General features: G+C 43.4%; 21 protein-coding genes and 3 tRNA genes. 21 read left to right on the forward strand and 3 right to left on the reverse strand.

Annotated features, from left to right (window positions below; all coding sequences use genetic code 11):
* Positions 1–14: 14 nt before the first annotated feature.
* Entirely contained in the window at positions 15–656 is a 642-nt protein-coding gene (locus G596_RS0116365; protein ID WP_022762903.1) for an Ig-like domain-containing protein, read from the reverse strand.
* 231 nt (positions 657–887) lie between these two features.
* Here G596_RS0116365 and G596_RS0116370 point away from each other — a divergent pair, with 231 nt between their 5' ends.
* From G596_RS0116370 to G596_RS0116395, 6 genes are all read left to right on the forward strand, one after another.
* Complete coding sequence (locus G596_RS0116370) at positions 888–1,397, forward strand: hypothetical protein (RefSeq protein WP_022762904.1); 510 nt, start codon at positions 888–890, stop codon at positions 1,395–1,397.
* A gap of 339 nt (positions 1,398–1,736) precedes the next feature.
* Positions 1,737–3,269: a hypothetical protein gene (locus G596_RS0116375; RefSeq protein ID WP_022762905.1), complete on the forward strand. Its 1,533-nt coding sequence runs from the start codon at positions 1,737–1,739 to the stop codon at positions 3,267–3,269.
* A gap of 35 nt (positions 3,270–3,304) precedes the next feature.
* Positions 3,305–4,666, forward strand: coding sequence for a leucine-rich repeat domain-containing protein (locus tag G596_RS0116380; RefSeq protein WP_022762906.1), 1,362 nt, complete (start codon positions 3,305–3,307; stop codon positions 4,664–4,666).
* A gap of 167 nt (positions 4,667–4,833) precedes the next feature.
* Positions 4,834–6,210 carry a TrpB-like pyridoxal phosphate-dependent enzyme gene (locus G596_RS0116385; RefSeq protein ID WP_022762907.1) on the forward strand — a complete coding sequence of 459 codons (1,377 nt, stop codon included), beginning with the start codon at positions 4,834–4,836 and terminating at the stop codon, positions 6,208–6,210.
* A gap of 263 nt (positions 6,211–6,473) precedes the next feature.
* Positions 6,474–7,592 (forward strand): ATP-binding protein, encoded by a 1,119-nt coding sequence (locus G596_RS0116390; protein WP_022762908.1) that lies wholly within the window; start codon positions 6,474–6,476, stop codon positions 7,590–7,592.
* Positions 7,593–7,666: 74 nt separating this feature from the next.
* Positions 7,667–7,740: transfer RNA gene (locus tag G596_RS0116395), tRNA-Pro, on the forward strand.
* A gap of 184 nt (positions 7,741–7,924) precedes the next feature.
* On the opposite strand, the gene tnpA is transcribed toward G596_RS0116395, so the two are convergent.
* Positions 7,925–8,383 (reverse strand): IS200/IS605 family transposase, encoded by a 459-nt coding sequence (tnpA, locus tag G596_RS22605; protein ID WP_022762909.1) that lies wholly within the window; start codon positions 8,381–8,383, stop codon positions 7,925–7,927.
* A 71-nt stretch (positions 8,384–8,454) separates the two neighbouring features.
* On the opposite strand from tnpA, the gene G596_RS22610 reads away from it, so the two are divergent.
* From G596_RS22610 to G596_RS0116475, 15 genes are all read left to right on the forward strand, one after another.
* Positions 8,455–9,882: an RNA-guided endonuclease InsQ/TnpB family protein gene (locus G596_RS22610; RefSeq protein WP_242829207.1), complete on the forward strand. Its 1,428-nt coding sequence runs from the start codon at positions 8,455–8,457 to the stop codon at positions 9,880–9,882.
* Positions 9,883–9,957: 75 nt separating this feature from the next.
* On the forward strand, positions 9,958–10,908 hold the full coding sequence (locus G596_RS0116410) for a CPBP family intramembrane glutamic endopeptidase (protein ID WP_022762911.1): 951 nt from the start codon (positions 9,958–9,960) through the stop codon (positions 10,906–10,908).
* 49 nt (positions 10,909–10,957) lie between these two features.
* On the forward strand, positions 10,958–13,669 hold the full coding sequence (locus tag G596_RS22615; RefSeq protein WP_044928936.1) for a translation factor GTPase family protein: 2,712 nt from the start codon (positions 10,958–10,960) through the stop codon (positions 13,667–13,669).
* Positions 13,670–13,700: 31 nt separating this feature from the next.
* Positions 13,701–15,002 carry a CAP domain-containing protein gene (locus G596_RS24065; protein WP_022762913.1) on the forward strand — a complete coding sequence of 434 codons (1,302 nt, stop codon included), beginning with the start codon at positions 13,701–13,703 and terminating at the stop codon, positions 15,000–15,002.
* Positions 15,003–15,091: 89 nt separating this feature from the next.
* Entirely contained in the window at positions 15,092–16,018 is a 927-nt protein-coding gene (locus tag G596_RS0116425; protein ID WP_022762914.1) for a serine O-acetyltransferase, read from the forward strand.
* Between the two features lie 142 nt (positions 16,019–16,160).
* A complete protein-coding gene (locus tag G596_RS24070) occupies positions 16,161–17,504 on the forward strand; it encodes a flagellar hook protein FlgE (RefSeq protein ID WP_022762915.1) in 1,344 nt (447 codons plus the stop codon).
* 248 nt (positions 17,505–17,752) lie between these two features.
* Positions 17,753–18,520, forward strand: coding sequence for an adaptor protein MecA (locus G596_RS0116435; RefSeq protein WP_022762916.1), 768 nt, complete (start codon positions 17,753–17,755; stop codon positions 18,518–18,520).
* A 1-nt stretch (position 18,521) separates the two neighbouring features.
* Positions 18,522–19,355 carry a hypothetical protein gene (locus tag G596_RS25325; protein WP_022762917.1) on the forward strand — a complete coding sequence of 278 codons (834 nt, stop codon included), beginning with the start codon at positions 18,522–18,524 and terminating at the stop codon, positions 19,353–19,355.
* A 57-nt stretch (positions 19,356–19,412) separates the two neighbouring features.
* Positions 19,413–19,742, forward strand: a complete 330-nt coding sequence (locus G596_RS0116445) for a hypothetical protein (RefSeq protein WP_022762918.1) — start codon at positions 19,413–19,415, stop codon at positions 19,740–19,742.
* 52 nt (positions 19,743–19,794) lie between these two features.
* Positions 19,795–19,878: transfer RNA gene (locus tag G596_RS0116450), tRNA-Leu, on the forward strand.
* A gap of 92 nt (positions 19,879–19,970) precedes the next feature.
* Positions 19,971–20,054 (forward strand) — tRNA-Leu (locus tag G596_RS0116455).
* A gap of 393 nt (positions 20,055–20,447) precedes the next feature.
* Positions 20,448–20,891 (forward strand): hypothetical protein, encoded by a 444-nt coding sequence (locus G596_RS22630; protein ID WP_242829208.1) that lies wholly within the window; start codon positions 20,448–20,450, stop codon positions 20,889–20,891.
* A gap of 105 nt (positions 20,892–20,996) precedes the next feature.
* Entirely contained in the window at positions 20,997–21,656 is a 660-nt protein-coding gene (locus tag G596_RS0116465) for a hypothetical protein (RefSeq protein ID WP_022762920.1), read from the forward strand.
* A 28-nt stretch (positions 21,657–21,684) separates the two neighbouring features.
* Entirely contained in the window at positions 21,685–22,521 is an 837-nt protein-coding gene (locus tag G596_RS0116470; RefSeq protein WP_044928926.1) for an LD-carboxypeptidase, read from the forward strand.
* Positions 22,518–22,985 (forward strand): GNAT family N-acetyltransferase, encoded by a 468-nt coding sequence (locus tag G596_RS0116475; protein ID WP_022762922.1) that lies wholly within the window; start codon positions 22,518–22,520, stop codon positions 22,983–22,985. Before G596_RS0116470 ends, G596_RS0116475 begins: the two co-directional genes overlap by 4 nt.
* Here the strand turns inward: G596_RS0116475 and G596_RS0116480 are convergent.
* Entirely contained in the window at positions 22,982–23,785 is an 804-nt protein-coding gene (locus G596_RS0116480; RefSeq protein ID WP_022762923.1) for an ABC transporter permease, read from the reverse strand. The genes G596_RS0116475 and G596_RS0116480 overlap by 4 nt on opposite strands.
* Positions 23,786–23,788 lie beyond the last annotated feature (3 nt).

A 23,788-nucleotide genomic window follows, 5' to 3' on the forward strand; every position in this document is an offset into this window, starting at 1 on the left:
TTATTCAGTTATTTTTATTCGTATACGATAACCTTGCAGGCAGTTACCTTGCCGTATGCGCGAGCATAAATAATTGTCTCGCCTACGCTCTTAGCTACAACCTTGCCGTTCTCATAAACTGCAACGGACTCATCTTCAACATCCCAGCTAGCCTTGGTTACTTTGTTGTTGGGAGCTGTCTTGCAGGAAAGCTCTTTTGAGAAGCCAACCTTAAGTCTGATCTCGGATTCTGTGAGATAGATGCCGGTAATCTTCTTGTCGTCATCATCATCGTCGTCATCGTCATCATCATCATCCGATTTACTTGTAACCTTAACTGTGATAACAGACTTCTTTGAACCCTTCTTAACAGTGATCTTAGCTGTGCCGGCCTTCTTAGCTGTGATAAGTCCGGTTGCACTTACGCTTGCGACCGAACTCTTGCTTGAAGAATACTTAACAGCCTTCTTGCCTAAAGTCTTGCTGCCCTTCTTTGCAATGATCTGCTTCTTGGTGCCCTTCTTAAGGCTTACTGATTTGTTGCTTCCGAGCTTAACAGTTACGGAAGATGCTGCACTTACATGGTTTACCGGAACACCGGACAATATGATGACAGCTGCCATTATAAGTGCGAGGGGTGAAAAGACAACCCTTCTGATTTTTGAAACTAATTTCATACTAATCTCTCCTTTCCTTTGGAAAATTGTTGCCTCTATATTGTATCATAAATTCGAATATTAATTATCAAAACAAATATTTTTAAATAAAAATTCAAACTTCAGACTCTTTTTATAAACTTTTAAGAAGCCATTAACATTCGCATAAATGTGGCTTTATTTTTGTGTTTTACAATAGGTTTAGGTCTAAAGGACAGACTAATACTAAGGAAAGTCAAAAAGGAGTCTGGTATGAGGAGAATTTTAAGTGGATTACTTGTCCTTACGGCGGTGCTTACTCTTACAGCCTGCGGGGGGATGAACAAGAAAAATATGGATGTCGGAATAACGCTGGATCCCGATCCTGAGATCGGTGAGGATGCTGAGGTGCTATTTTCCTTCAAGAAAGTCGGAAACACCTGGAAAGATCAGAATGTTCCGGAGACTACCTTAGCAGAAGGAGATTTAACCACATTCATTGGCGATGAGGACACACCTCTGGCAGGTATCCCGGATGCTATCTCACCCGATCGCGCCGAAGAAATAATGGAGGTCATCAGAAAGGACCTTGCGGACGATGGCACAATCACCGTAAGCGGTGAGACGTTTATAATCGAAGATCCTGATAGCTATGAGAACATGTGGGAGTTCCTTGATTACCTCTCAGAGAAATACGACGAGGAGGATGAACTTACGGTAGGAGATGAGACAGTAACTCTAAACGAACTCCGCATTATCATTGATATGATGCAGGGACTGTAAAGAAATGAAAATATGCGTTTATAGATGGTCATGTTTGCCTTAAATGTGACCATCTTTTTTTATTGTAAACAATGTAATAGTCATATAAATATAATAATTATAAATTATTGTAATGTGCTCTTATTATATGATTATGATTGGTGAGTTGAAAAGCTATGTCATTACTGAATTTTTCATATAAACGTAATTATAAACATTTTATAAACTTCATAAAATGTCATGAAAATGCATGGTTGAGCGAATTGACTAATTAATTCAAGATGTTACAATGGAAAATGTCACGAAACCTCGGTTACGAAAAACCGTAAACAAAATTTTTTATGAGTGGAGGTAATTTATATGATGAAACTCTCTAGAATTGGTGCGGCTGCACTCGCGGTTGCACTGTCCTTTACATTACTGACTCCGGTTGGTGTTAAGGCAGAACAGTGGCATGACTATGGCTCCGGTGCGGGAACAGTAATTGATGAATACAATAAGAAAATAACCATAACAGGAACTGATAATGGCGATGGTACTGCAGGCGGCTGGGATGCTAATAAGGCTGAGCTTGCAGCATGGAATAATGCTGTTGCCCAGGGGATTGCTGTTGCTGGTACAGAAACAAATTGGGACGATTATGTTGACATAACAGATACGAGTGTTACACCGGTAAAAACTGTTCATCACTATTTTAGATATGCAAGTAGAGGATACACTCATACTTCTACAAATGATCCGGCCGTTGATAATAAATCCACTACATGTATTCTCAGGTTTACCTATACAGAGTATAAGAATAATATTACCGGAGAGATGTCCTATGATCGTGCTGAACTATCGGGTGGAAATAGGCAGGTAGAAACTCCTAATGATATTCCGTTAAAGTGGACTGTATATACAGGAATGTTTACTGATATACATATTGGACTTGATGGTGGAAATGTTGAAATTCGAAATATTAAGTCCAGTAATAAAAAGGCAGTTCAGGTCAGACTTGGAGCTACAACAGTAAATAAAACCACAAGCATTAGAGAGCTTAGCAAAGATGATAGAGGCTTTTACTATACAGCAAATCAAGGTTCCAAGCAGAAGATTTATGTTCCCAGTGTGGATACAAAGGTAAATGCATCCTACGCAGATATCTGCTTAAGAGTTTTTGGAAGAAAGGCCGGAAAGTCTGTTATAAGCTTTGATATTTACGATGCGAATGGTGCTAAGACAGGTTCTGCTAAGATAACAGTAGTATCAAGCAAGGATAAGGATATTGAAAGCATTACCTTTGCAGGAAAGAGCCTTGAGCAGGGTGATATTATAGGTAAAACCGATAATAAGTACATTTATAAGGGCAAAGATATTAATACATTTTATGATTATACAACAAAGAAAGCTGGCAAGCTTAAGGTTAAAGTTGGAAAGAATACTAAGCTTCTAAGAATTCAGGTAGGCGTTCTTGAGAAATATAACTGGGATAGCAATATGGATCCTGAAAATGGAAAGAATAATTATTCTACATCAGATGGTACATTTACCAGTAATTATGCTTTCGAAACCACAGAGAATCACCCTGTAGATCTTAATGGTGATGGTGATTATGATGATGTAGTTAATGGTATGTCAGAAAGATCAGTCAAGTACAGGTATAAGACAGTAAAAAATAATAAGAAGATTACATTAGGTAAGCTTCCTTTGTATACAAATTCATCTTATAATGAATCAGCAACATACAATAACGCAAATGCTAGTCAGAATTATTCTGGTAGTATGACAGATAATAAACTAAATGATGAGAATGTTGCTCCTACAATGATAAAGGTCACTGTATATAACAAAGTAGATAAAGAATACTATGACTACTATTATGTAATTAATAAGAGAATTAAGAAGTATTAAGTAGTATTTTGAGCGTATATATCGGAGGTTAATATATGAATAAAAAAATTATAGCATTGGGCATGGCAAGTGCAATGGCCATAGCAGCGGTTTTCACTACTGCGGTTCCTGTATCCGCACAGGTTACAACGACAATTAGTTACCAGAATGATGCATTTATGAGTTTTGATCACTTGGTAGGTGAGAATGATCCTTATCATGCAGAGAATACTTCATCAACTATTGCGATTGGTGAGCAGAGAACAGCCATTGTAGGCGGGACGATTGAAACAACTACTACTGATACTATTAATAAAAAAACATATTTGGGCTATGACGATGAGGGAGATTTTGGTCCGATAGAAACTGGTACGACAAAAACATATAAGCATCTTTCCGTAGCTGATTTCACAAATTGGCAATCTGATACACCAGCTGTAGCAACGGTAACAAATGGTGTTGTTACTGGTGTATCCTCAGGATCGGCTTGGATTTCGGCATCCTATACTTGGACTGATGCGAATGGTGTAGCACAGGCGCCTATAAATATTGGTGCCTGGATATATGTACAAAAGGCACCGGTTGATGATTATGTAATTCCGGTACAAGTTGACCTTGCTGTTGGTGAGACCTTTACAATTCCGTCACCTCCTGTTACATACAGAAAAGGAACACAGGTAGACGCATCATTCATAGAGTTCGACGATGATGATTTTGGTGAAGAATTTGGAGATGATGCGAAGTGGGATGATGCAAAAAAAGTATTTTCAGGATCAATTGCTTCCTTTGACAAGACAACTAAAGCACTTACAGCGAAAGCAGCTGGAAATATAAGTATTCGTTTCGGATATAAGACAGCTGAGAATAATGTTGAACATTGGGGACACTATTATATATTCCACATCAAGGAAGCTGTAGGTTCAGTAGTACCTGACGATTATGGCGAAGCAAATTACAAGATTCTGAACGCTCATGAAGTTGCTTATGCAGGAATGGTTAAGGTTACAAATAAGCCTGTTATCCCTAGCGAAGTATTCATCAATAATACTGAATACGATGTTGTTGAGATTGCTGACGGAGCATTCAAGGGCACATCAATCGTATCTGTAACAGTGCCTGTTCAACTCAAGAAGATTGGCGCTTCTGCATTTGAGAACTGCAAGAAGCTCACAAGCCTTGATATCTCCAGCACAGATGTTGAGCAGATTGGTGCCGCTGCATTTGCAGGCTGCGTAAAGTGCAAGGAACTCACAGTAAACGGTGATAAGGTTAAGACCTATGGCGCAGGCGCATTCAAGAAGTTTAAGAAAAAGAATGTCATAAACGTTGAAGCATCTTCCAAGAAGGTATTTAAGAGTGCTTCCAAGAAGATTAAGAAGGCCGGCGGAAAGAAAGCTAAGATCGTTGAGCAGGACTAATATTTGATTTAAGTATTGTGACATTCAAGAGAGTTAAATTTAATACGGCTCCGGAGGGATTTCCCCTCCGGGGTCTTTTTTGTTTTATTAGGAAACGCTTGACTGATAAACTCCGACTGTGCTTTAATGGTTTAAAGTGTTGAAGAATCGACAAAGGAGAAACAGTCATGAGTAATGAAGCAAAAATCCCTTATAAAATCTATCTTAGTGAGGATGAAATACCGAAGCAATGGTATAACGTCAGAGCTGATATGAAAAATAAGCCGGCTCCGCTCCTTAATCCCGGAACCCTTAAGCCTATGAGTTTTGATGAGCTTCGCCCGGTATTCTGTGATGAGCTTATAAAGCAGGAGCTTGACGATACTACAGCTTATATCGATATTCCGCAGGAGATCCAGGACTTCTATAAGATGTACAGACCGTCACCCCTGGTTAGGGCTTACTGTCTTGAGAAGGCGCTCGATACACCTGCTAAGATCTACTACAAATTCGAGGGTAACAATACCAGCGGAAGCCACAAGCTCAATTCCGCAATTGTTCAGGCATATTATGCAAAACAGCAGGGCCTTAAGGGCGTGACCACCGAGACCGGCGCAGGTCAGTGGGGAACAGCTCTTTCCATGGCATCTGCATACCTTGGCATCGACTGCAAGGTCTACATGGTAAAGGTATCCTATGAGCAGAAGCCCTTCAGACGTGAAGTTATGCGTACCTACGGGGCAAGCGTAACACCTTCACCTTCGATGGATACCGAGATCGGAAGAAAAATAAATGCGGAGCACCCCGGAACCACAGGAAGCCTTGGATGCGCAATTTCAGAGGCTGTAGAGGTAGCAACCAAAACTGAAGGCTACAGATATGTTCTTGGAAGCGTTTTGAACCAGGTGCTCTTACATCAGTCTGTCATCGGCCTTGAGGCAAAAGCTGCCCTTGATAAATACGGCATCAAGCCCGACGTTGTCATCGGCTGTGCAGGAGGCGGATCAAACCTCGGCGGTCTCATCTCACCCTTCATGGGAGAGAAGCTCAGAGGTGAGCAGGACTACAGAATAGTTGCTGTTGAGCCCGCAAGCTGTCCGAGCTTCACAAGAGGAAAATTCGCTTATGATTTCTGCGATACAGGAATGGTATGCCCTCTTGCCAAGATGTACACACTCGGAAGCAACTTCATTCCTTCCGCAAACCACGCCGGTGGACTTCGTTATCACGGCATGAGCCCCGTTTTGTCACAGCTCTATCATGATGGTTACATGGAGGCAGTATCCGTAGAGCAGACCTCAGTATTCGAGGCAGCAGAGCAGTTTGCAAGAGTTGAAGGTATCCTTCCCGCACCTGAGAGCAGCCATGCTATCAGGGCCGCTATCGATGAGGCTCTTAAGTGCAAGGAAACAGGCGAGGAAAAGACAATTCTTTTCGGCCTTACCGGAACCGGCTATTTCGATATGGTGGCATACCAGAAGTTCAATGACGGTGAGATGTCCGACTACATCCCGACCGACGCAGAGCTGGAGGCAAGTTTCGCCAAGCTGCCCAAAGTAGATTAAAAAGTACATTCCATGTTTAAGAGGTTATATATCCACCTTGTAGGAGACTCTACAGGGTGGATTTTTTGTGTGTTTTACATGCTATGCCCCTCATCTAGAGAAAGGCGAATCACACGCTAAAAAGCGTAAAATTATTTGACCAATAGAAAAAAAGAGAATAAAATAGTAAAAAAGAGAAAAAATAGAAAAAATAAGAAAATAATATACAAAAATAGTAAAAAATAGAAAATATAAATAATAATAGTAAAAAGATAGGAGAGATTATGGCTGTTAAAATTGATCCATTCACTCTGACACCGGGAGTTGCGGGAAAGCCCTATATCGACTGTGGTATAGCAGATGAAATCATTACAAATTTTAAGAGCAGTGAATCGTCAAAGTTCGTATATAAGATAACCGGACTCAGAGGCTCGGGGAAGTCTGTAGAATATGGTAAGGTTCTGCAGACGCTTGAGAAGGATGAAAACTGGCTTGTCTATCCTCTCGCAGCAGAGGGAAGTGGGGTAACAACGCTCATTTCATATCTTAGTCAGGAAGATTTCATAAACGAAAAAAAGACAGAAACATCCATAAAAACGAGTGCAACTGCCGAAGGGGGCATTCCAATTATATCCGGAAAGGGAAGCATAGAAGTAACCAAAACCTATGCCGAGAATAATGTTTTTTATGATAAGGAGGCAACTCTGGCAAGCATGATTGCCAAGGCAAACAAGAAAAATCGCAATGTCCTCGTTATGATAGATGATATTTCCAGAACGGAAAGCACAGTAGAACTCCTTTCTATATTGGGGACTATGTTTAACAGGGGCAGACGGGTGTATCTTGTTGTAAGTGGACTTTCAAAGAACATAGAAGAGTTTTTCACAATTAGTAAGAAAGATCCAAGGAGTGAGACGGTTTCCAAAAGTCTGTCATTCTTCAGGCGAGGAGACACGAGAGAAGTAAAGCCACTGGATAAATTTGATATCGCAAATAACTACGAAAAATATCTTGGCGTGGACGCTTTAGAGGCAAAGAGATTATATGATATGACTCTTGGCTATGCGTATGCATATCAAGTGTTGGGCTCATTATACTTTAATAAAAAAGAATCAGAAACGCTCGAAGATCTGATTCCTGACTATGAGAGAACGCTGTTTAAATCTTATAATCTTGATTGGCCTGAACTGACTGATAAGGAACAGGATTTTATTAGAAGCTTTTATAAGGGGAAGACCGGAAAAGCAAAAGATACAAAAGCCTATATGTCTAATCCGGACACTTATAATACATACAAAGACCGCCTGATTGACAAGCATTTCTTTTCTGCTGACAAGAGAGGCTACCTGGAACCAAAGCTTCCAAGATTTGACAGATTCATAGAAATATGGTGTGACGAATAAAATAAAATATTTTTAAAAAAATAAAAATAGTAGTTGCTTTTCTCCCCGTGACGTGATAAGATACCATTTGTCGCCGGGGTGTAGCGCAGTTGGTTAGCGCGCTATCTTAGGGAGGTAGAGGCCGCGAGTTCGAGTCCCGCCACTCCGACTACTTAAGACTTTGGAAGAGATTCCAAAGTCTTTTTTTCTATATAAATAGTATTAGTTTCCGCAAAAACAATTAAAACCATGTATTTCGCTGAATAAGTGTTGTATATCGTTTCTTGATAAGGTATTATAAAAGACTAGCGAGAAAACCCCTTCCGACGAGTCGGTAGGGGATGAATCGCACATCACCGCTTGGATTTGCTGTATTTTCCGGATAGGACATATTTGCGATGGTGTTCATCTGTCCTCTGCTCCTCGATATACTTTTTAACTGTTTCAATTGAGACAGACCCTGTTGTGGCACAGAAATAGCTTGAACTCCAGAACGGGGTATCACCTAATAGATACTTCTGTATATGTCCTTTGTATTTCAGATGGACTTCCTTTGAAAGCCCTGACTTGAGCATGTTTACTAGCTTAGACGGTGCAACATCCGGTGGCATGGAAACAAGCAGATGCATGTGGTCTCCATCTGTCTCTATGCTCAGCACTTTGGTGTTCATCCTGCCGCAAAGATACTCTGCATGGTTTTTAATGAAATCACCCATCTCGTCGGTAATGACTCTTTTTCTGTATTTAGTTACAAAAATGATGTGGTAAGTAAGAAGATAAACTGAATGTGATCCGCGTCTGTAATTGTCCATAAACAACTCCCCTTAAAAGAACATTTGTTTGATGTTTAGCATTAAATATGCTATAATACTAAATATAAGCTATGCCAAAGGAGAAATCAACCGTGTACAGGACAAGGCAGTACAGGATAAACAGAAACAATGATCTATATGACTACTGCTGCAATATCTGTCTTGCATCAGCATCACTGTATAACCGTGCAAATTTCATCCTAAGGCAGTACTCTTCTGCAGTAGAGGCCATGAATTCATACAAGCCCCTTTTTGAAAACCAGATGAAGGTTTTCAGAATCGTGAGCGATTCCCTTTACGGAACCAAATATGAGCCAAAGGGGCAGTGGCTTTCCTACAATTCCATGGACTATCTGTTAAAGAGTACCAATGACAGGGCATACTATGGCATGCCCTCACAGGCAAATCAGCAGATACTGAAACTACTGATGCGTGACTATAAGTCCTTCTTTGAGGCAGTGAAGGCATATGGCAGGGATAAGTCTGCATTTACAGGAAGACCGCATATGCCGGGATATGTCCGCAATGGAAAGATGAAGACAGCAGTCCTTACAAATCAGATATGCAGGATAAAGGATGGAAAACTTCTCAAATTTCCGGGGACAAAAGAGATACTTGAACTTGGGGATGTATCATTTTCATGGAAACTCAAGGAAGTGCGCATAAAGCCGAGCGGAAGGGATTTCGTGATCGATGTCGTAATGGAGATGGAGAACAAAGGGATTGAGCCAAAAGATGACAGCTCTATATTAAAGGAATTAAGAGAGATGGATGATATCTCAGATATGAGAGTGATGGCAATAGATCCCGGAACAGACAACATCGCCGCTGTTGTCAATAACTTTGGTAACAGGCCGTTCGTCATAAAGGGAGGCATCGTCAAATCCATCAACCAGCTCTATAACAAGGGGATCGGAAGGCTCTCGTCATGTGCCATGACCTGCAATCAGAGATACCGCACGAGAAGGATGGAAATCCTTACCGGTAAGAGAAACAGAAGAATAAAAGACCAGTTCCATAAGATAAGCAGACAGTTAGCTGACTATGCAAGGGATAACCATGTGGATGTGGTTGTGATGGGACACAATGTATTCCAGAAGCAGGAGATAGGGATCGGACATATAGGAAACCAGAATTTTGTGCAGATACCAATGCTGGTATTTGCTGATATGCTCCGCTATAAGCTTGAAGAATACGGGATAAGATTTGTCCTGACAGAGGAGAGCTATACCTCAAAGGCTGATTTCCTTGCACAGGATGATATTCCGGTATATAAAAAAGGCGATAATACAGAGTATGTCTTTTCAGGGAAAAGAATAAAGAGAGGGCTGTACAGACATTTCGATGGAACAGTGACAAACGCAGATATAAACGGAGCTGCAAATATCTTAAGGAAAGTATTCCCAAAGGTAACACAATGGGATAGAGGCATAGTGGACATGCCTTGTTCTGCAGGATGCGTAGAGCATACTGCAGGTTCATGCCGCGAAGCGGCATAACAGAAACCCTTTCCGATGTGGAGTCGGTGAGGGTGGTCCATCTGAACTATGATAAAAGTATTTGGAGGGATGAATATGACAAAACAGCAAGAATCTGAAAATATGGGGATTGTTTTTCTTGTAGTACTTCTTCTTAACATCATCGTTAGCGTTGGCGGAACGTTCATCGCTATGAAGGGCGTTAAAGTGGGAATTTGGGGCTCCGTACTCTGCGAAGCAGCACTTCTTATTCCGGTCCTTGTTTATGTATTTAAAAGTGGTCAGTCTTTTACGGAAGCCATGGGCCTTCATAAGATCAAGATATCGACCGTACTTCTGACAATAGTTCTAAATATCGTTATCACACCGATATGGGTATTCGCTAATTTCTTTTCACAGCTCTTTGTACCCAACACGGTTGCTCAGAGTGCGAATAGTATGTTATCCGGCTCGGCAGGTTTTGCAATTCTGGTTGTTTCGCTGCTTCCGCCTTTTATTGAAGAGTTTGCTTTCAGAGGACTGCTTTTCGGAACTTACAAAAGAGTGTCTACTATTGTGAAGGCTGCGCTTATTTCCGCGCTTTTCTTCGGACTCATTCATTTGAATTTTAACCAGTTCTGCTATGCGTTTGTGCTTGGAGTTATCTTTGCTTTCGTAAATGTTGCAAGCGGAAGCATTATTACATCCATGATCATGCATTTCCTTATCAACTCCTTTAACATGCTCCTGGTTTATGCCGCAATGCTTGCTGCTAATACGATGGGGCAGGATCTTTCGGCAGTTGCTGAATCGCAGAGACAGAGCATGCTGGTTCCCACCATCGTATTCTTTTTCCTTGCGATAGCTTTTGCATTTGTTGCAAAGATTGTTATGAGGGGAATTGCCAGGAATGAAGGAAATTTAGAGGAGTTTGATTCGATTTTTAAAAAGAACGGTTCCGAGCAGGCTGATAGCGCGCCTGTATTTACGCTTCCGGCTATTATTGCAACAGTAATCGGCGTTGCAGGAGTTATCGGGTTCTCCTATATGATGATGATGATGAACTGATAGCAATAGGAAATACCGCTTATATCAAAACTGTGCTATTATTGTGGTTATGGAAACTACAGGAAAAAAACACTTAAACATTGGAATATATGCCCACGTTGACGCCGGTAAGACTACCCTGTCGGAGGCACTTTTGTACCTCACAGGGGCGGTCAGGAAATCCGGCCGCGTGGATCATGGTGATACCTTTTTTGACTCATACTCTTTGGAGAGATCAAGGGGTATCACCATTTTTTCTAAGCAGGCGGAGCTTGATCTGTCTGAAAATACGCATGTGACGCTTCTCGATACTCCCGGGCATGCCGATTTTGCCCCCGAGACCGAGCGCACCATGAAGGTGCTCGATGCCGCGATTCTTATCATTAGCGGCGCCGATGGCGTAACTTCCCAGGTTCATACACTGTGGAAGCTTCTTTCTCATTACAAAGTCCCAATCTATATTTTTGTAAATAAAATGGACCAGCCTCAGTCTGACAAGGACCGCATCCTCGAAGACATTAAAAAGAGGCTTTCGGACAACGTGGTGGATTTTTCGGAGATGGATTTAGGTAGTGATGCCTTCCAGGAATCCCTCGCTGTCTGCGACGAAGCCCTCTTAAATGCCTATCTGGAAGAAGGCCGAGAAGTCACAGAGGACGACATTCGCAGCCTAATCTTTTCAAGGAAGCTTTTCCCTTGCCTCTTTGGAAGTGCGCTGAAAATGGGGGGCGTTAAGGAACTGATAGCTCTTCTTGACGACTTTGCGAAAGCTCCCGATTATTCGGAGGATTTTGCGGCCAGAGTTTACAAGATTTCAAGAGATACAAACGGCACAAGGCTCACCTGGCTTAAGGTCATGGGCGGAGCCCTACATGTGCGTGATGTCCTTACCATGCCCGCAGCGGGAGGGGCGAAGGCAGGAGAACCCATCTCAGCCAAAATCGATCAGATTCGCATCTATTCGGGCGAAAAGTATGAACTCCTTCAGGAGGCAGAGGCAGGCCGAATTGTGGCCGTAACAGGCCTTGATACGTCCTATGCCGGGCAGGGACTTGGCGCCCTCACAGGAGAATTGACCGAGGTGCTCTCGCCGATTCTGTCGTCCAGAATCATCCTTCCGGAAGGCGCAGATGCTTTTGCTGCCTACAAACAGCTTCTCGAGTTGTCCGAAGAGGAGCCGCTCTTATCAGTAAAAAAGGATGAAGAAACAGGCGACCTCTCCGTCAGGGTTATGGGCGAAGTTCAGATGGAAATCCTAAAGCACAGATGCATGGAGCGCTTTGGACTTGATATAGATTTTGGCGATGAGAGCATCGTCTATAAGGAGACAATCAAGGCACCTGTCGAGGGTGTTGGACACTTTGAGCCGCTGCGGCACTACGCAGAGGTTCATCTGCTTCTTACACCCGGAGAGCCCGGAAGCGGACTTTCCTTTGAAGCTGATTGTCCGGTGGATGATCTTGCGATTAACTGGCAGAACCTCATTTTGTCCCACTTAGAAGAATTCAGGATTCGCGGAGTCCTCACGGGTTCTGAGATCACAGACATGAAAATCACTGTGATCGGCGGAAGATCCCACCTAAAGCACACCGAGGGCGGAGACTTTAGAGAAGCGACCATGCGCGCCGTTAGGCAGGGACTTATGATGGCAGAGAGCATTTTGCTTGAGCCGGTCTATGATTTTACAGCTGAGCTTCCTTCTGAAAACATCGGAAGGCTGCTAAGTGATATCCAGAAAATGAACGGAACGACAAATCCTCCTGAGATGCTTCCTGACGGAACATCGAGCGTTACAGGTTCAGTGCCTGCTTCCGAGCTTTCGGATTATGCGAGAGAGATTATCTCCTATACACATGGCGCGGGTAGAATCAGCCTCTCACTTCGCGGCTTCGAGCCATGTCATAACGCTGAAGAAGTTATCGCCGAAAAGGACTACGATCCCGAGCGCGATATTGCACAGCCCACAGGCAGTGTTTTTTGCTCACATGGTGCGGGGACCGTTATTCCTTGGAACGAAGTAAGAAACCATATGCATGTCGATACCGGCTGGTCGACAGATGCCGGGAAGAATTCAGTAGAGACAGATCTTACGAGCCTTGGCGATAAGCTGCAGAGCTTTAAATCAGAGGAGGTCAGAAGAGAAAAAGAGCTGACCTACGAGGAACGCACCAGGCAGTACAATGCCACAATTCAGGAGCTTGATAATATTTTTGAACGAACCTACGGACCCGTTAAGCCGCGCTACGATGCCAAGGCCGACGAAGAGAGAAGGCGAAAGGCTGCAAACAAAGCACCGGAGAAGAAATACCGCGCGCAGAAGGAATTTTCACCGGATGATGCCTACCTTCTCGTCGATGGCTACAATATCATCTATGCAAACGATGAGCTTAGAAGCCTGGCGGAATCAGATATGAAGTCCGCGCGCGATAAGCTGATGGATATTCTCTCGAATTTCCAGGGCTACAGAAGAGAGACGGTGATCCTGGTATTCGACGCCTATAGAGTTCCCGGCGGAACGGAGCACGTGCTTAAATATCACAATCTCGATGTGGTATTCACTAAGGAGGCCGAGACCGCCGATCAGTACATTGAGCGTACAGCTCATGAGTACAGCAAGAAAAATCGCGTGACCGTCGCCACCTCCGATGCCATCGAGCAGGTCATAATCTACGGCGCCGGTGCTATGCGAATGAGTGCTTCCGACTTCTGGTACGAAGTGAAGCGAACCGAGGATGAGATAAGGGGGCTTATAGAAAATCCATCCCCTTCGTTTTATAATTGAAAATAATCATATATACATGAGGGAGTCCGGTATGAAAAACTCAAAACTTTTTACCCACAAGAAAATTCTGTCCATCCTTCTGGCGGCAGCTCTTTTGCTGTCACCTGCTGCTCCTTGCGGCGGCACACTTAACGTAGGTGCGAAGGAGGAAGTTAAGAAGACCGTAGAGCTCGTAGTTGCAAAGCCGGTTATTACCGATGTCAGCAACGAATACAAGGGCCTTTTGGTGAGCTGGAAACAGGCGGATAATGCTCTGGGCTATTATGTTTTCAGAAGGCAGAAGTCCTCTGCCCCCTGGGAGCTTCAGGCTGATTTGCCGGGGGATACGCTTTCATATCTTGATAAGGATGCGATGAAAGAAGGCGGCATCTACACCTATATGCTTAAGGGCTACAACGGTGAGATTCTTTCAGAGGAATCCGCGCCTAAGACTGCGACAAGGTTCCCGGTTTCCAGGGTTGGAATCAATATAAAGTATGCTCAGAAATCTGCGAGAAACATGCAGAAGATGATAAATGACTTCAGAACGGGTAAGGACACCTGGCTCTGGAATGAGACCAACACCAAGCAGGTTTATACCTATGACCTTAATAAACTTGCCTATGATTATAAGCTTGAAAAAATCGCGATGCTAAGAGCAGCGGAGATTGCGCTTAAGTTCAATCACGAGAGGCCAAACGGCAGGATGTGTTTCAGTGCGCTGGATGAGAGCGACTACAACTATACCTATGCCGGTGAAAATATCGCCTATGGTTACAAGACCGCGAAGGCAGCTTTTGAGGCCTTTCAGGAAGTGAATGAAAAGTACGCAGGTCAGGGCCACCGCAGAAACATGCTAAATCCCAATTACAATGTATGTGCCATCGGTCACGCTAAGGTAAAGGGAGTGCACTACTGGGTACAGCTTTTCGCAAATACAACGGATGATTCCGACTACACCAAGACGGTAAGCACTACCAAGAAAGTCAATATGTATATCTCGACGGACGACCTTTCTTCCTATAAGAAGACGCTTAAATCCCTGGGCGCGAAGATATCGGACTACGCCCCGCAGAAAACGTCCTTTGTGGCTATTGCCGGTTTTAAGGGAAAAGTGGTCATGGCCTATAACAAGGCAATCGGAGCCACCGGCTATGAGATTTACAGGTCTGATAAGAAAAAGGGCGGCTTTAAGAAAGTCGGCACGATTACGAGCCAGCTTAAGCTTGAGTACACTGACAGAAAGGTTTCGCGCAAAAAGAAGTATTACTATTATATAGTTCCTTACAGAGTGGCCCATGACGAAAGAATTTACGGGAAGAAGTCGGAAACAAAAGAAGTAAAGACAAAATGATGGACTAATAATCCTAAATGGGTTATTCTGTTACAAATTATAAATACCGGCAGACGGATTAGGCTGACCGGGGAGAGCAGGTAGGAGAGATGGATATTGGAGAGCGTCAGAATCTGAGAACCGAGATAGAGGGGATCGTAGAGCTTATTCTTGATGACTACAACAAGGGTAGAGATGTTGATCAGATGGACATTTTCAACCAGCCCGACAGAGACGTGGTCATTGATATTGTGAAAAAGCTGCTGCGTGTCATTTATCCCGGATATTTCAGAGATAAGATTTATAGAAGCTATAACGACTACAACAGGGTTGCGGTTATCATAGAGGATGCGATTTACAATCTGCAGAAGCAGGTGGCAATAGCTTACAGGCACGGCGGTGATTATGAAAATGCGTCCGATGAAACTCTGACCTGTGGAGCAAGATGCATTACGCATGAATTTTTCAAAAAGATTCCGGACATCAGAGCGCTTATAGACACCGATCTGCAGGCGACTTTTGACGGTGATCCCGCAGCGTTTAGCAAGGAGGAGATTATACTGTCCTATCCGGGACTTCTCGCAACTGCGATAAATCGTATGGCTCATGAGCTCTATCTGCTGAAGGTGCCGCTTATTCCGAGAATCATGACAGAGTACGCTCATTCGAAGACCGGAATCGATATTCATCCCGGAGCAACCATCGGCAAGTACTTTATGATAGATCACGGAACAGGCATAGTTATCGGTGAGACAACCATCATCGGTGAGCATGTAAAGGTATATCAGGGTGTCACCATCGGCGCGCTTTCTACAAAGGGTGGACAGGCCCTTAAGGGAGCTAAGAGACATCCCACGATTGAGGACAATGTTACTATCTACGCCGGAGCTTCTATCCTTGGCGGTGAGACGGTAATCGGACACGATTCCGTAGTGGGATCCAACGCATTCCTCACATCTTCCGTAGCACCCGGAACCAGAGTAAGCATTAAGAACCAGGAGCTTCAGATCAAGAACGGAAGCTCGAAGGATTTCTAATTAAATATGATCAATAAAGTAGCACTGTGAAAGTTGTTTTTCACGGTGCTATTTTTATTCTAAAGAATTTGCTGCTGCTTACCGAAATAAAAGATGTAGGTATAAGACTGCACTTTTATGTTTACACGAAAGCGGTGAGATTATGATGAGATCATTGTGGTCCGGAGTTGCCGGACTTAAAACACACCAGATTCAGATGGATGTTATCGGTAATAACGTAGCTAACGTAAATACAACATCCTACAAGGCTCAGAAAACCACCTTTGGAGATCTTTTATACCAGAATGCGAGAAGAGCAAACGGTCCTACTCAAGTAAGAGGCGGAACAAACGCCAAGCAGGTAGGTCTCGGTGCGAAATACTCGGCCATTATGACCAATATCGCAAAGCAGGGCTCAATACAGCAGACAGACAGCGTATTTGACCTTAGTATTACAGGCGATTCATTTTTCGTAATTGAAAATCATAAGGGCGAGATGAACTACTCAAGAGACGGCTCCTTCACAGTTGATGCGCAGGGCTATCTCGTAACCAGAGCCGACGGCTACTATGTAAGAGGTATACAGGCAGCTGATGATGCCAAGACAGCCGAGGATCTTGCAGCAGGAGCAACAGACAGACTGCAGATTCTTCCTATCGGCGAGGATGGGAACCTTATAAAAATGGACGGCGAAGCAACTTCCTACGCGAGAGTTACAGGAAACATCAGCAGAACCGATGACCTCCTTGATCCCAATAAGGGTAGAACCGTAGACCTCGAGTTCTACGGAGCAGATGGCAAAACTTATACAGTAAGAATGAAATTCGATAATGCGGGTGATGACAACGACTCAACCTATCGCGCAAACATCACGGGCATTATGGATGAAAATCATCAGATGATAGAGGGCGGCGTTCCCGAGAATTTGTCGGTAGCCCTTACTTATGATCCTGAAACCGGAAAATTTACCGGTGCTGACGGAAATGCAAACGGACAAATTCAGCTTCAATTTGAAGGCGATGCGGCAGCAGCAGGCGGGTTCACTCTTGATTTCTCAGGAACAACAAATTATGCACCGCTTAACGGTGCGTCCAGTTCCGCACTTGCAACCTACAGAGGCGACAGAGAAGGAAACGGCGAGGGCTATCCCGAAGGCGATATGAACGGTGTAGCTATCGCAAGAGACGGTACCATCACAAGACTTTACAGCAACGGACAAAACAGAGTTGCAGGAAAAATCGCAGTTGCAGAGTTTGCAAATGTAACCGGTCTTAACAAAGAGGGTGAAAACCTCTACTCCGTAACTGGCAACTCAGGACCTGCACAGCTGATGTGGGTTAACGATGACGGTGGTTACATGACTTCCGGAACATTGGAGATGAGTAACGTCGATCTGTCAACAGAATTCACTGATATGATCATCACACAGCGTGGCTTCCAGGCCAACAGCCGTGTCATCACCGTATCGGACACCCTCCTGGACGAACTCAGACAACTCAAGAGATAAGGATTGTAATAATACGCCCGCCGGATATCTGGCGGGCTGTTTTTAATTGCGTTCACCAATTTTTCAAATATTCGTTTGGAAATTATGTAATAAAATAGGTGCTTTGAGCCGAAATATGTAGTACAATAAAGGTAGAAGAAGATGAATTTTGCGACAATTAGCACTCAACACTAGACAGTGCTAACATCATGTGATACAATCACTAAACATAGCAATTCATTTTTCAAAGGGAAAGGAGATGAGGCTATATGGTAATCGTTAAAATGAACAATACGACAGTAGAATGCAGTATCGCTGCGTCGGAACTTCGTGAAATCGGCCTCACCCCGGAAGCAATCATGAACGGAGAGAAGAAGACCGTTCCGTTTATGGCGCAGCTGAACAGGGAAGTTGGCGAGCAGCTTGGGTATAATCCCGAAACAGAAGTGCTCATGATGAGCAAGAACATGATGATGGACGGAAGTGTGCGCATTTTTGCAATTAAGATGTCCAACGAGGACATCCAGAAATCCGCAGACAGGATCCGTGGATCGGCAGAGGCCATTTTGAGAGAGATGACCCAGGAGAGAGTAGACTCCATCAAGGCTAAGACCGGTTTTGATAAGGGACAGGCACTCAATGAGATGATCGGACATGTATCAGAGCTCATTGAACAGATATATGATCAGGATGAGGAGCAGGATCCTCAGATTGAAGCGATGGCTAAGCCCATTGTCAACACTGAGAAATATATGGCGAGATTCAAGGACATCAATTCCGCAGCCAGATTCGCGAAGGTATCCTACAGTCTTCCTATTACAGGATCCAAGCTCTACAAGGAAAACGACGAGTACTTCGTAACACTGGTGCTTGAGCCCGACGGAGAGAACGCAGTATACGATCTTCGCAGGTGCGGACTTGAGTACGCCGAGGAGCTCATGATGAACTCCCCTGAGCAGACACACGTTGAGGAAACCGCTAAATGCATTATTAAGGAGGACGCACTCCTTCACTTAAAGGACATGCTGGCAAAATAACATGAATGTGACGGTATACGATTTTACGGGAATCTACGAGAACGAGGGCTTTGACTTTTATAAAAAAGAGGGCGCTCGTTCTCTTTTTTGCTCATTAAAAGATATAAGCGGCACCAACTGCATATGCGACGACTACGCTTACAAAGAGATCAGGGAAAAGGTGAAGGCTTTGGATGCATCTTCTTCGCGCGAACCTGTAATAAGCTTTTTTGACAATGGGAATTATCATTATATGTCTAAGCTTCTGATGGATGTCTTGTGTGAAAAATCCGGCATTGAAGGTAGTAACTCTTCGCCTGAATTTGATCTCATCTTTTTTGACCACCATCCCGATATGAAGTGGACTTCCTACGGCGAGGTTTTATCCTGCGGAAGCTGGGTGCTTAATGCGCTTAAGGATAGAAAGGAACTGGGGCAGGTTTTCATAATAGGTGCAGATCCCTCGCTGTGCGCTGAGGTTATGGAGGAGAATCCGGAGCTGTTCGGGGATGACGGTGAAAATGCATCAAACCCGCGGTTGGCATCCGGGACAAGAGTGCATTTTCTGAAAAGTGTAAATGAGCTTCCGGACACGGCCTCTTCGAATATTTATCTATCGATAGATAAGGATGTACTTGATGAGGACGAGCTTGCAACCAACTGGGATCAGGGAAATATGACAATCTCCGAGCTTGAAAAATCGCTTATTTATTTGAAGGAGCGGTTCGGAAGTGGTATATTGTCAGTAGATGTCTGTGGGGAGAGCCTGTCTGATTCCGCAGATGCTTATTCTGAGCGGGGTATCGAGGCAAGTAACAAAGTTAATTCCATGATTATCAAAATCTTTGTCGAGTAGGAAGTGCTGAGTTTTTTGAATGCGCTTTGGTGCGGCAAGTGGACTAAGGGGATTGGTATGGAAAAGAGAATCAGGGACAGAATTAAACGTATTGAGAAGCTTGATATGGACCTTTTATCGGACGAGGAGATACTCGCTGAGAAGAAGGAGATAACGCTTCTGATTGAGGCAATGCAGCAGGAACTGCTAAGGCGGATTATCATTATCGCGGCAGTGATTGTTTCGATTACAATAGCGGTGGTCGGACTCTTGTCGTATCCTTCCGCACCTATGCTTTTCGTGTGCCTTGCAGGTGTGCTTATTCTAATTGCAGTTCTTATTCAATATACCCAGAAGTATAAGGTTTTCAATGATCTTTACAAGGCAGCGGATATTCTGTTTAAGTGATAAATGCTGTTGACAAAACATCGTCAAATAGCTACAATATCTATTGTCGCTTGCAGGAATGGCGGAATTGGCAGACGCGCACGGTTCAGGTCCGTGTGATAGCAATATCATGAGGGTTCAAGTCCCTTTTCCTGCATTTATAGAAAAAGTTGCTTGACTACAAGAAGCTTTTACTATATTATTGTTCGAGTGGGGTCAAACCACAGAACACAGTTTAATACTTGAATTGCGGAAGTGTCGGAATTGGCAGACGAGCAAGACTAAGGATCTTGTGATGGCTACATCGTGTGGGTTCAAGTCCCATCTTCCGCACGATACAAAAAGGGATTAGCAGAAATGCTAATCCCTTTTTCGTATCGTGCCGAGGAGCCCCTTGAACCCAGGGTTCAAGGTCTCCTCGCAGCATAGCTGCTTCGTCGGTCGGTTCGGTGGGAAAAAGGTCCCCCGGACCTTTTTCTTTATCCACCTCACCCCATCTTCCGCACGCGGATAGAGAGCTCAGAAAGCTTGAGAAATCAAGTGTTCTGGGTTTTCTCTTTTGAAAAATGGAACGATTTTCAGGGGGGCCCTAGGGGTTCCCTCAGGGCATGATTGTTTGTCACAGAGAATCCTTTTGACTGGCAAAGACGTCTTAAAAAGGTCAGATAAGCGCCTGTTTTGGAATACGCAAAATGGGATAATTTTCATAAGGTGATAAAGCGAGCAATGATTGCGTGTGAAAACGCCGGACACAGTATTTTAGACCAAATTCCCGAGGTCGGGAATTTGGTAGTAGGCGGTGTAGCTCCACGAGAAAAGGTTGATTATGAACTCACAAGATATGCTTGCTACCTTATTGTTCAGAATGGTGATTCCCGTAAGGAAGTGATTGCCTTGGGGCAGACTTATTTTGCAATCCAGACATACAGGCAAGAACTGGCAGATCACTTTAATCAATTGGACGAGGACCGCAGAAGGCTCGTTGTCCGCGGAGATATTAAACAATGGAATCAGCTTCTTGCTGAAACTGCCCATGATGCCGGAGTTATCACCAATGAAGAATTTGCAATCTTTCAGAATGCCGGATACATGGGGCTGGCTGTGGATTTTGTCGAGATCAATTGTGGTGCTTATGTTCATGACAATTATACTGTGAAATATCTTTGTTGATGATATTTCGTAGTATATAATACTATTATCCGCAAGATAAAGAACATACATATGAGTCGTTCAGTGTGCTGCACTAATTACTAAGCATAGGCGAGGGAAAATTATATGAATAAGGAATGGTCGGAACTGAATAAAACGATACAGCTTCAGCTTAAAAAGCGTGACACCTGGCAGGATGGGGTAGTGACCTTAGAAAAACTGAGGAATCAGCTTCTGGATACGCTTAATGGTTTTAAGAAAAATCTTTCAAGGGAAGAATTTGATGCGATACCGTTTATAAATGCTGATGGATATCACAGCAAGACAATCGGGTATTCAATATGGCACATTTTTCGTATAGAAGATATAGTTGCGCATACACTTATTGCTGATGATGAGCAGGTATTCTTCAAGGGGAATTATCAGCAAAGGGTCAAGTCACCCATCATCACTACGGGAAATGAACTTATAAAAGAGCATATAGCAGAATTTTCCGGGCAACTTGATTTGGATGAATTGTATGCTTATGTAATGGATGTAAAGAAGAGTACGGAGGGAATAGTAAGAGGACTTTCCTACGATGATCTAAAGCTCAAGATTTCGGATGACAGAAAAGAGCGCCTGAAATCGCTAAATGTTGTCAGCACTTCTGAAGAGGCATATTGGCTAATTGATTACTGGTGCGGAAAAGATGTTAGAGGATTGATACAGATGCCTTTCTCCAGACATTGGATTATGCATATCGAGGCTTGCATGAGAATAAAGAATAAAATTCATCCGGAATAAATTATCATTTCATGAAATGGGAGAATGTATGATGAAAGTTGGCTTATCAGCCTGTTCAGACGGGCATATAAAGGAATGGGAATATCAGGTAGATGAACTGGTTCAGGTCTTGAAAGGCTTTGGCATCGAAGCCCTTCTTGCCCCGCACATAAAGGCTAAAGTAGATGATTTTAGTGGGACAGATGAGGAAAGAGCCGCTGATCTTATGCGCCTTTACGAGGATGATTCCATTGAGGCGATATATGATATCTCCGGTGGTGATCTCGCAAACGGTGTTCTAAAATATCTGGACTTTGATGTAATAGCAAGGGCAGATAAGACGTTTTGGGGTTACAGCGATCTGACCACGATAATAAACGCGATTTATACAATGACAGGAAAACCTTCGGTTCTTTATCAGGTAAAGAACATGGTATACTCCGAGGCAGAACTGCAGAGAAAGAGATATGCAGATTATCTGGAAGGGAATAAGTCGCCATTGTTTGATCTAAAGTATGATTTTCTTCAGGGAGATCACATGGAAGGAATAGTGGTTGGAGGCAACATCAGATGTTTCACCAAGCTTGCGGGAACTAAGTACTGGCCTGATATGGAAGGGAAAATCCTTCTGCTTGAGTCCCTGGGTGGAGGCTCGGGACAGATGGCAACACTGTTTGCGCAGCTTGAGCAGATAGGCGTTTTTGATAAGGTCAGAGGAGTGCTTCTTGGGACGTTTACCAATTATGAAAAAGCTGATTTGGAACTGACAATATATGATCTCTTAAAAATGCACATTTCTGATTCATTACCTGTCGCAAAAACAAGAGAAATCGGACACGGACATGATTCAAAAGCCATTGTGATTGGAGAGAAACTGGAACTATGAGTATAGAATTGAAACCTGTAGAACGGGATGATGTTGAAACACTCTGGAAGATGCAGGTAGAGGCATTCTCGGGGCTTTTGGAAAAATATCAGGATTATGATATGAGTCCTGCGGCTGAAAATATGGATAAGGTAATGGCCAGATTCGAGCAGCCATGGACTACATATTTTTTCATTATGGCAGAAGGTGAAAAGGCTGGTGCTGTTCGCGTCATAGATAAAAAGGATGGCAACAGAAAGCGTATATCGCCTATCTGGATTATGCCGGAGCATAGGAATAAAGGATATGCCCAGCAGGCAATGCTGGAAGTGGAGAAGATATACGGATCAGAAAACTGGTGCCTGGACACTATATTACAGGAAAAGGGAAATCTTCATCTTTACGAGAAGATGGGGTATCATCAGACCGGAAAAATAGATAAGATCAACGATCGCATGGACATTGTATTCTACGAGAAAGATTAAGCCCCTGCACTGTTATAATGTTTAAGACCATAGTTCCATAGCAGATAAGCCGCTACGCCAGCAATCAGTGCCACAAAAGGTGACAGATAAGCATATTCCGGATGAGCCAGACTTTTTCCCAGAAGGTGCCCGACAGGGTAATATCCTGTAAATGCGTATGGGATTACGAAAGTAAGCAGGAATCCGATTCCTTTACCGTAAATGGTAATCGGATAATCAGTATAGTTTTTTAGACCATAATTGTTGTTGGTGAGGAGAGATACTATCTCCTCACTTTTTATTGTCCAAATACTGATGGTGCCGGTAAATATTGTAATCGCGGAGAATATCACAAATGAAGAAACCATGTTTACGGCATAAAATATAAGCGAACCCGCTGTCCACTCAATAGAAAGCGATCGCATGCTGTAGATCCAGAAAATCACAGACAAAACAAGGCGCGGGATAAAAGTATACTGGAACTGCTGCAGTACCATATACAGCATCGGGCCGAGGGGTCTTGTAAGATACAGGTCAAATTTGCCGGTGCGGATGAGCTCTCCCATATCCTTCATGGGACTCCAGAAAAAGAAACAGCTAAGGCTGTAGGTGAGCCAGCTGGTAGTAAACATGAAAAGGACTTCATTCTGAGTCCATCCCGCAATGTTACCAAAGTTATGGAATATAACCAGAAATCCTGCGAAATAGATCCCAATCTGAATCGTATTTGCAATGAGCTCAAAGACCAGAGAAAAATGGTAAGCCAGTTTTCCCTTCATATATATAATTACGAAATGTCTGTACATTTTTAGCAGATACATGAC

Origin of the sequence: Butyrivibrio sp. AD3002 (genome assembly GCF_000420905.1) — a bacterium.
GTDB lineage: Bacteria > Bacillota > Clostridia > Lachnospirales > Lachnospiraceae > Butyrivibrio.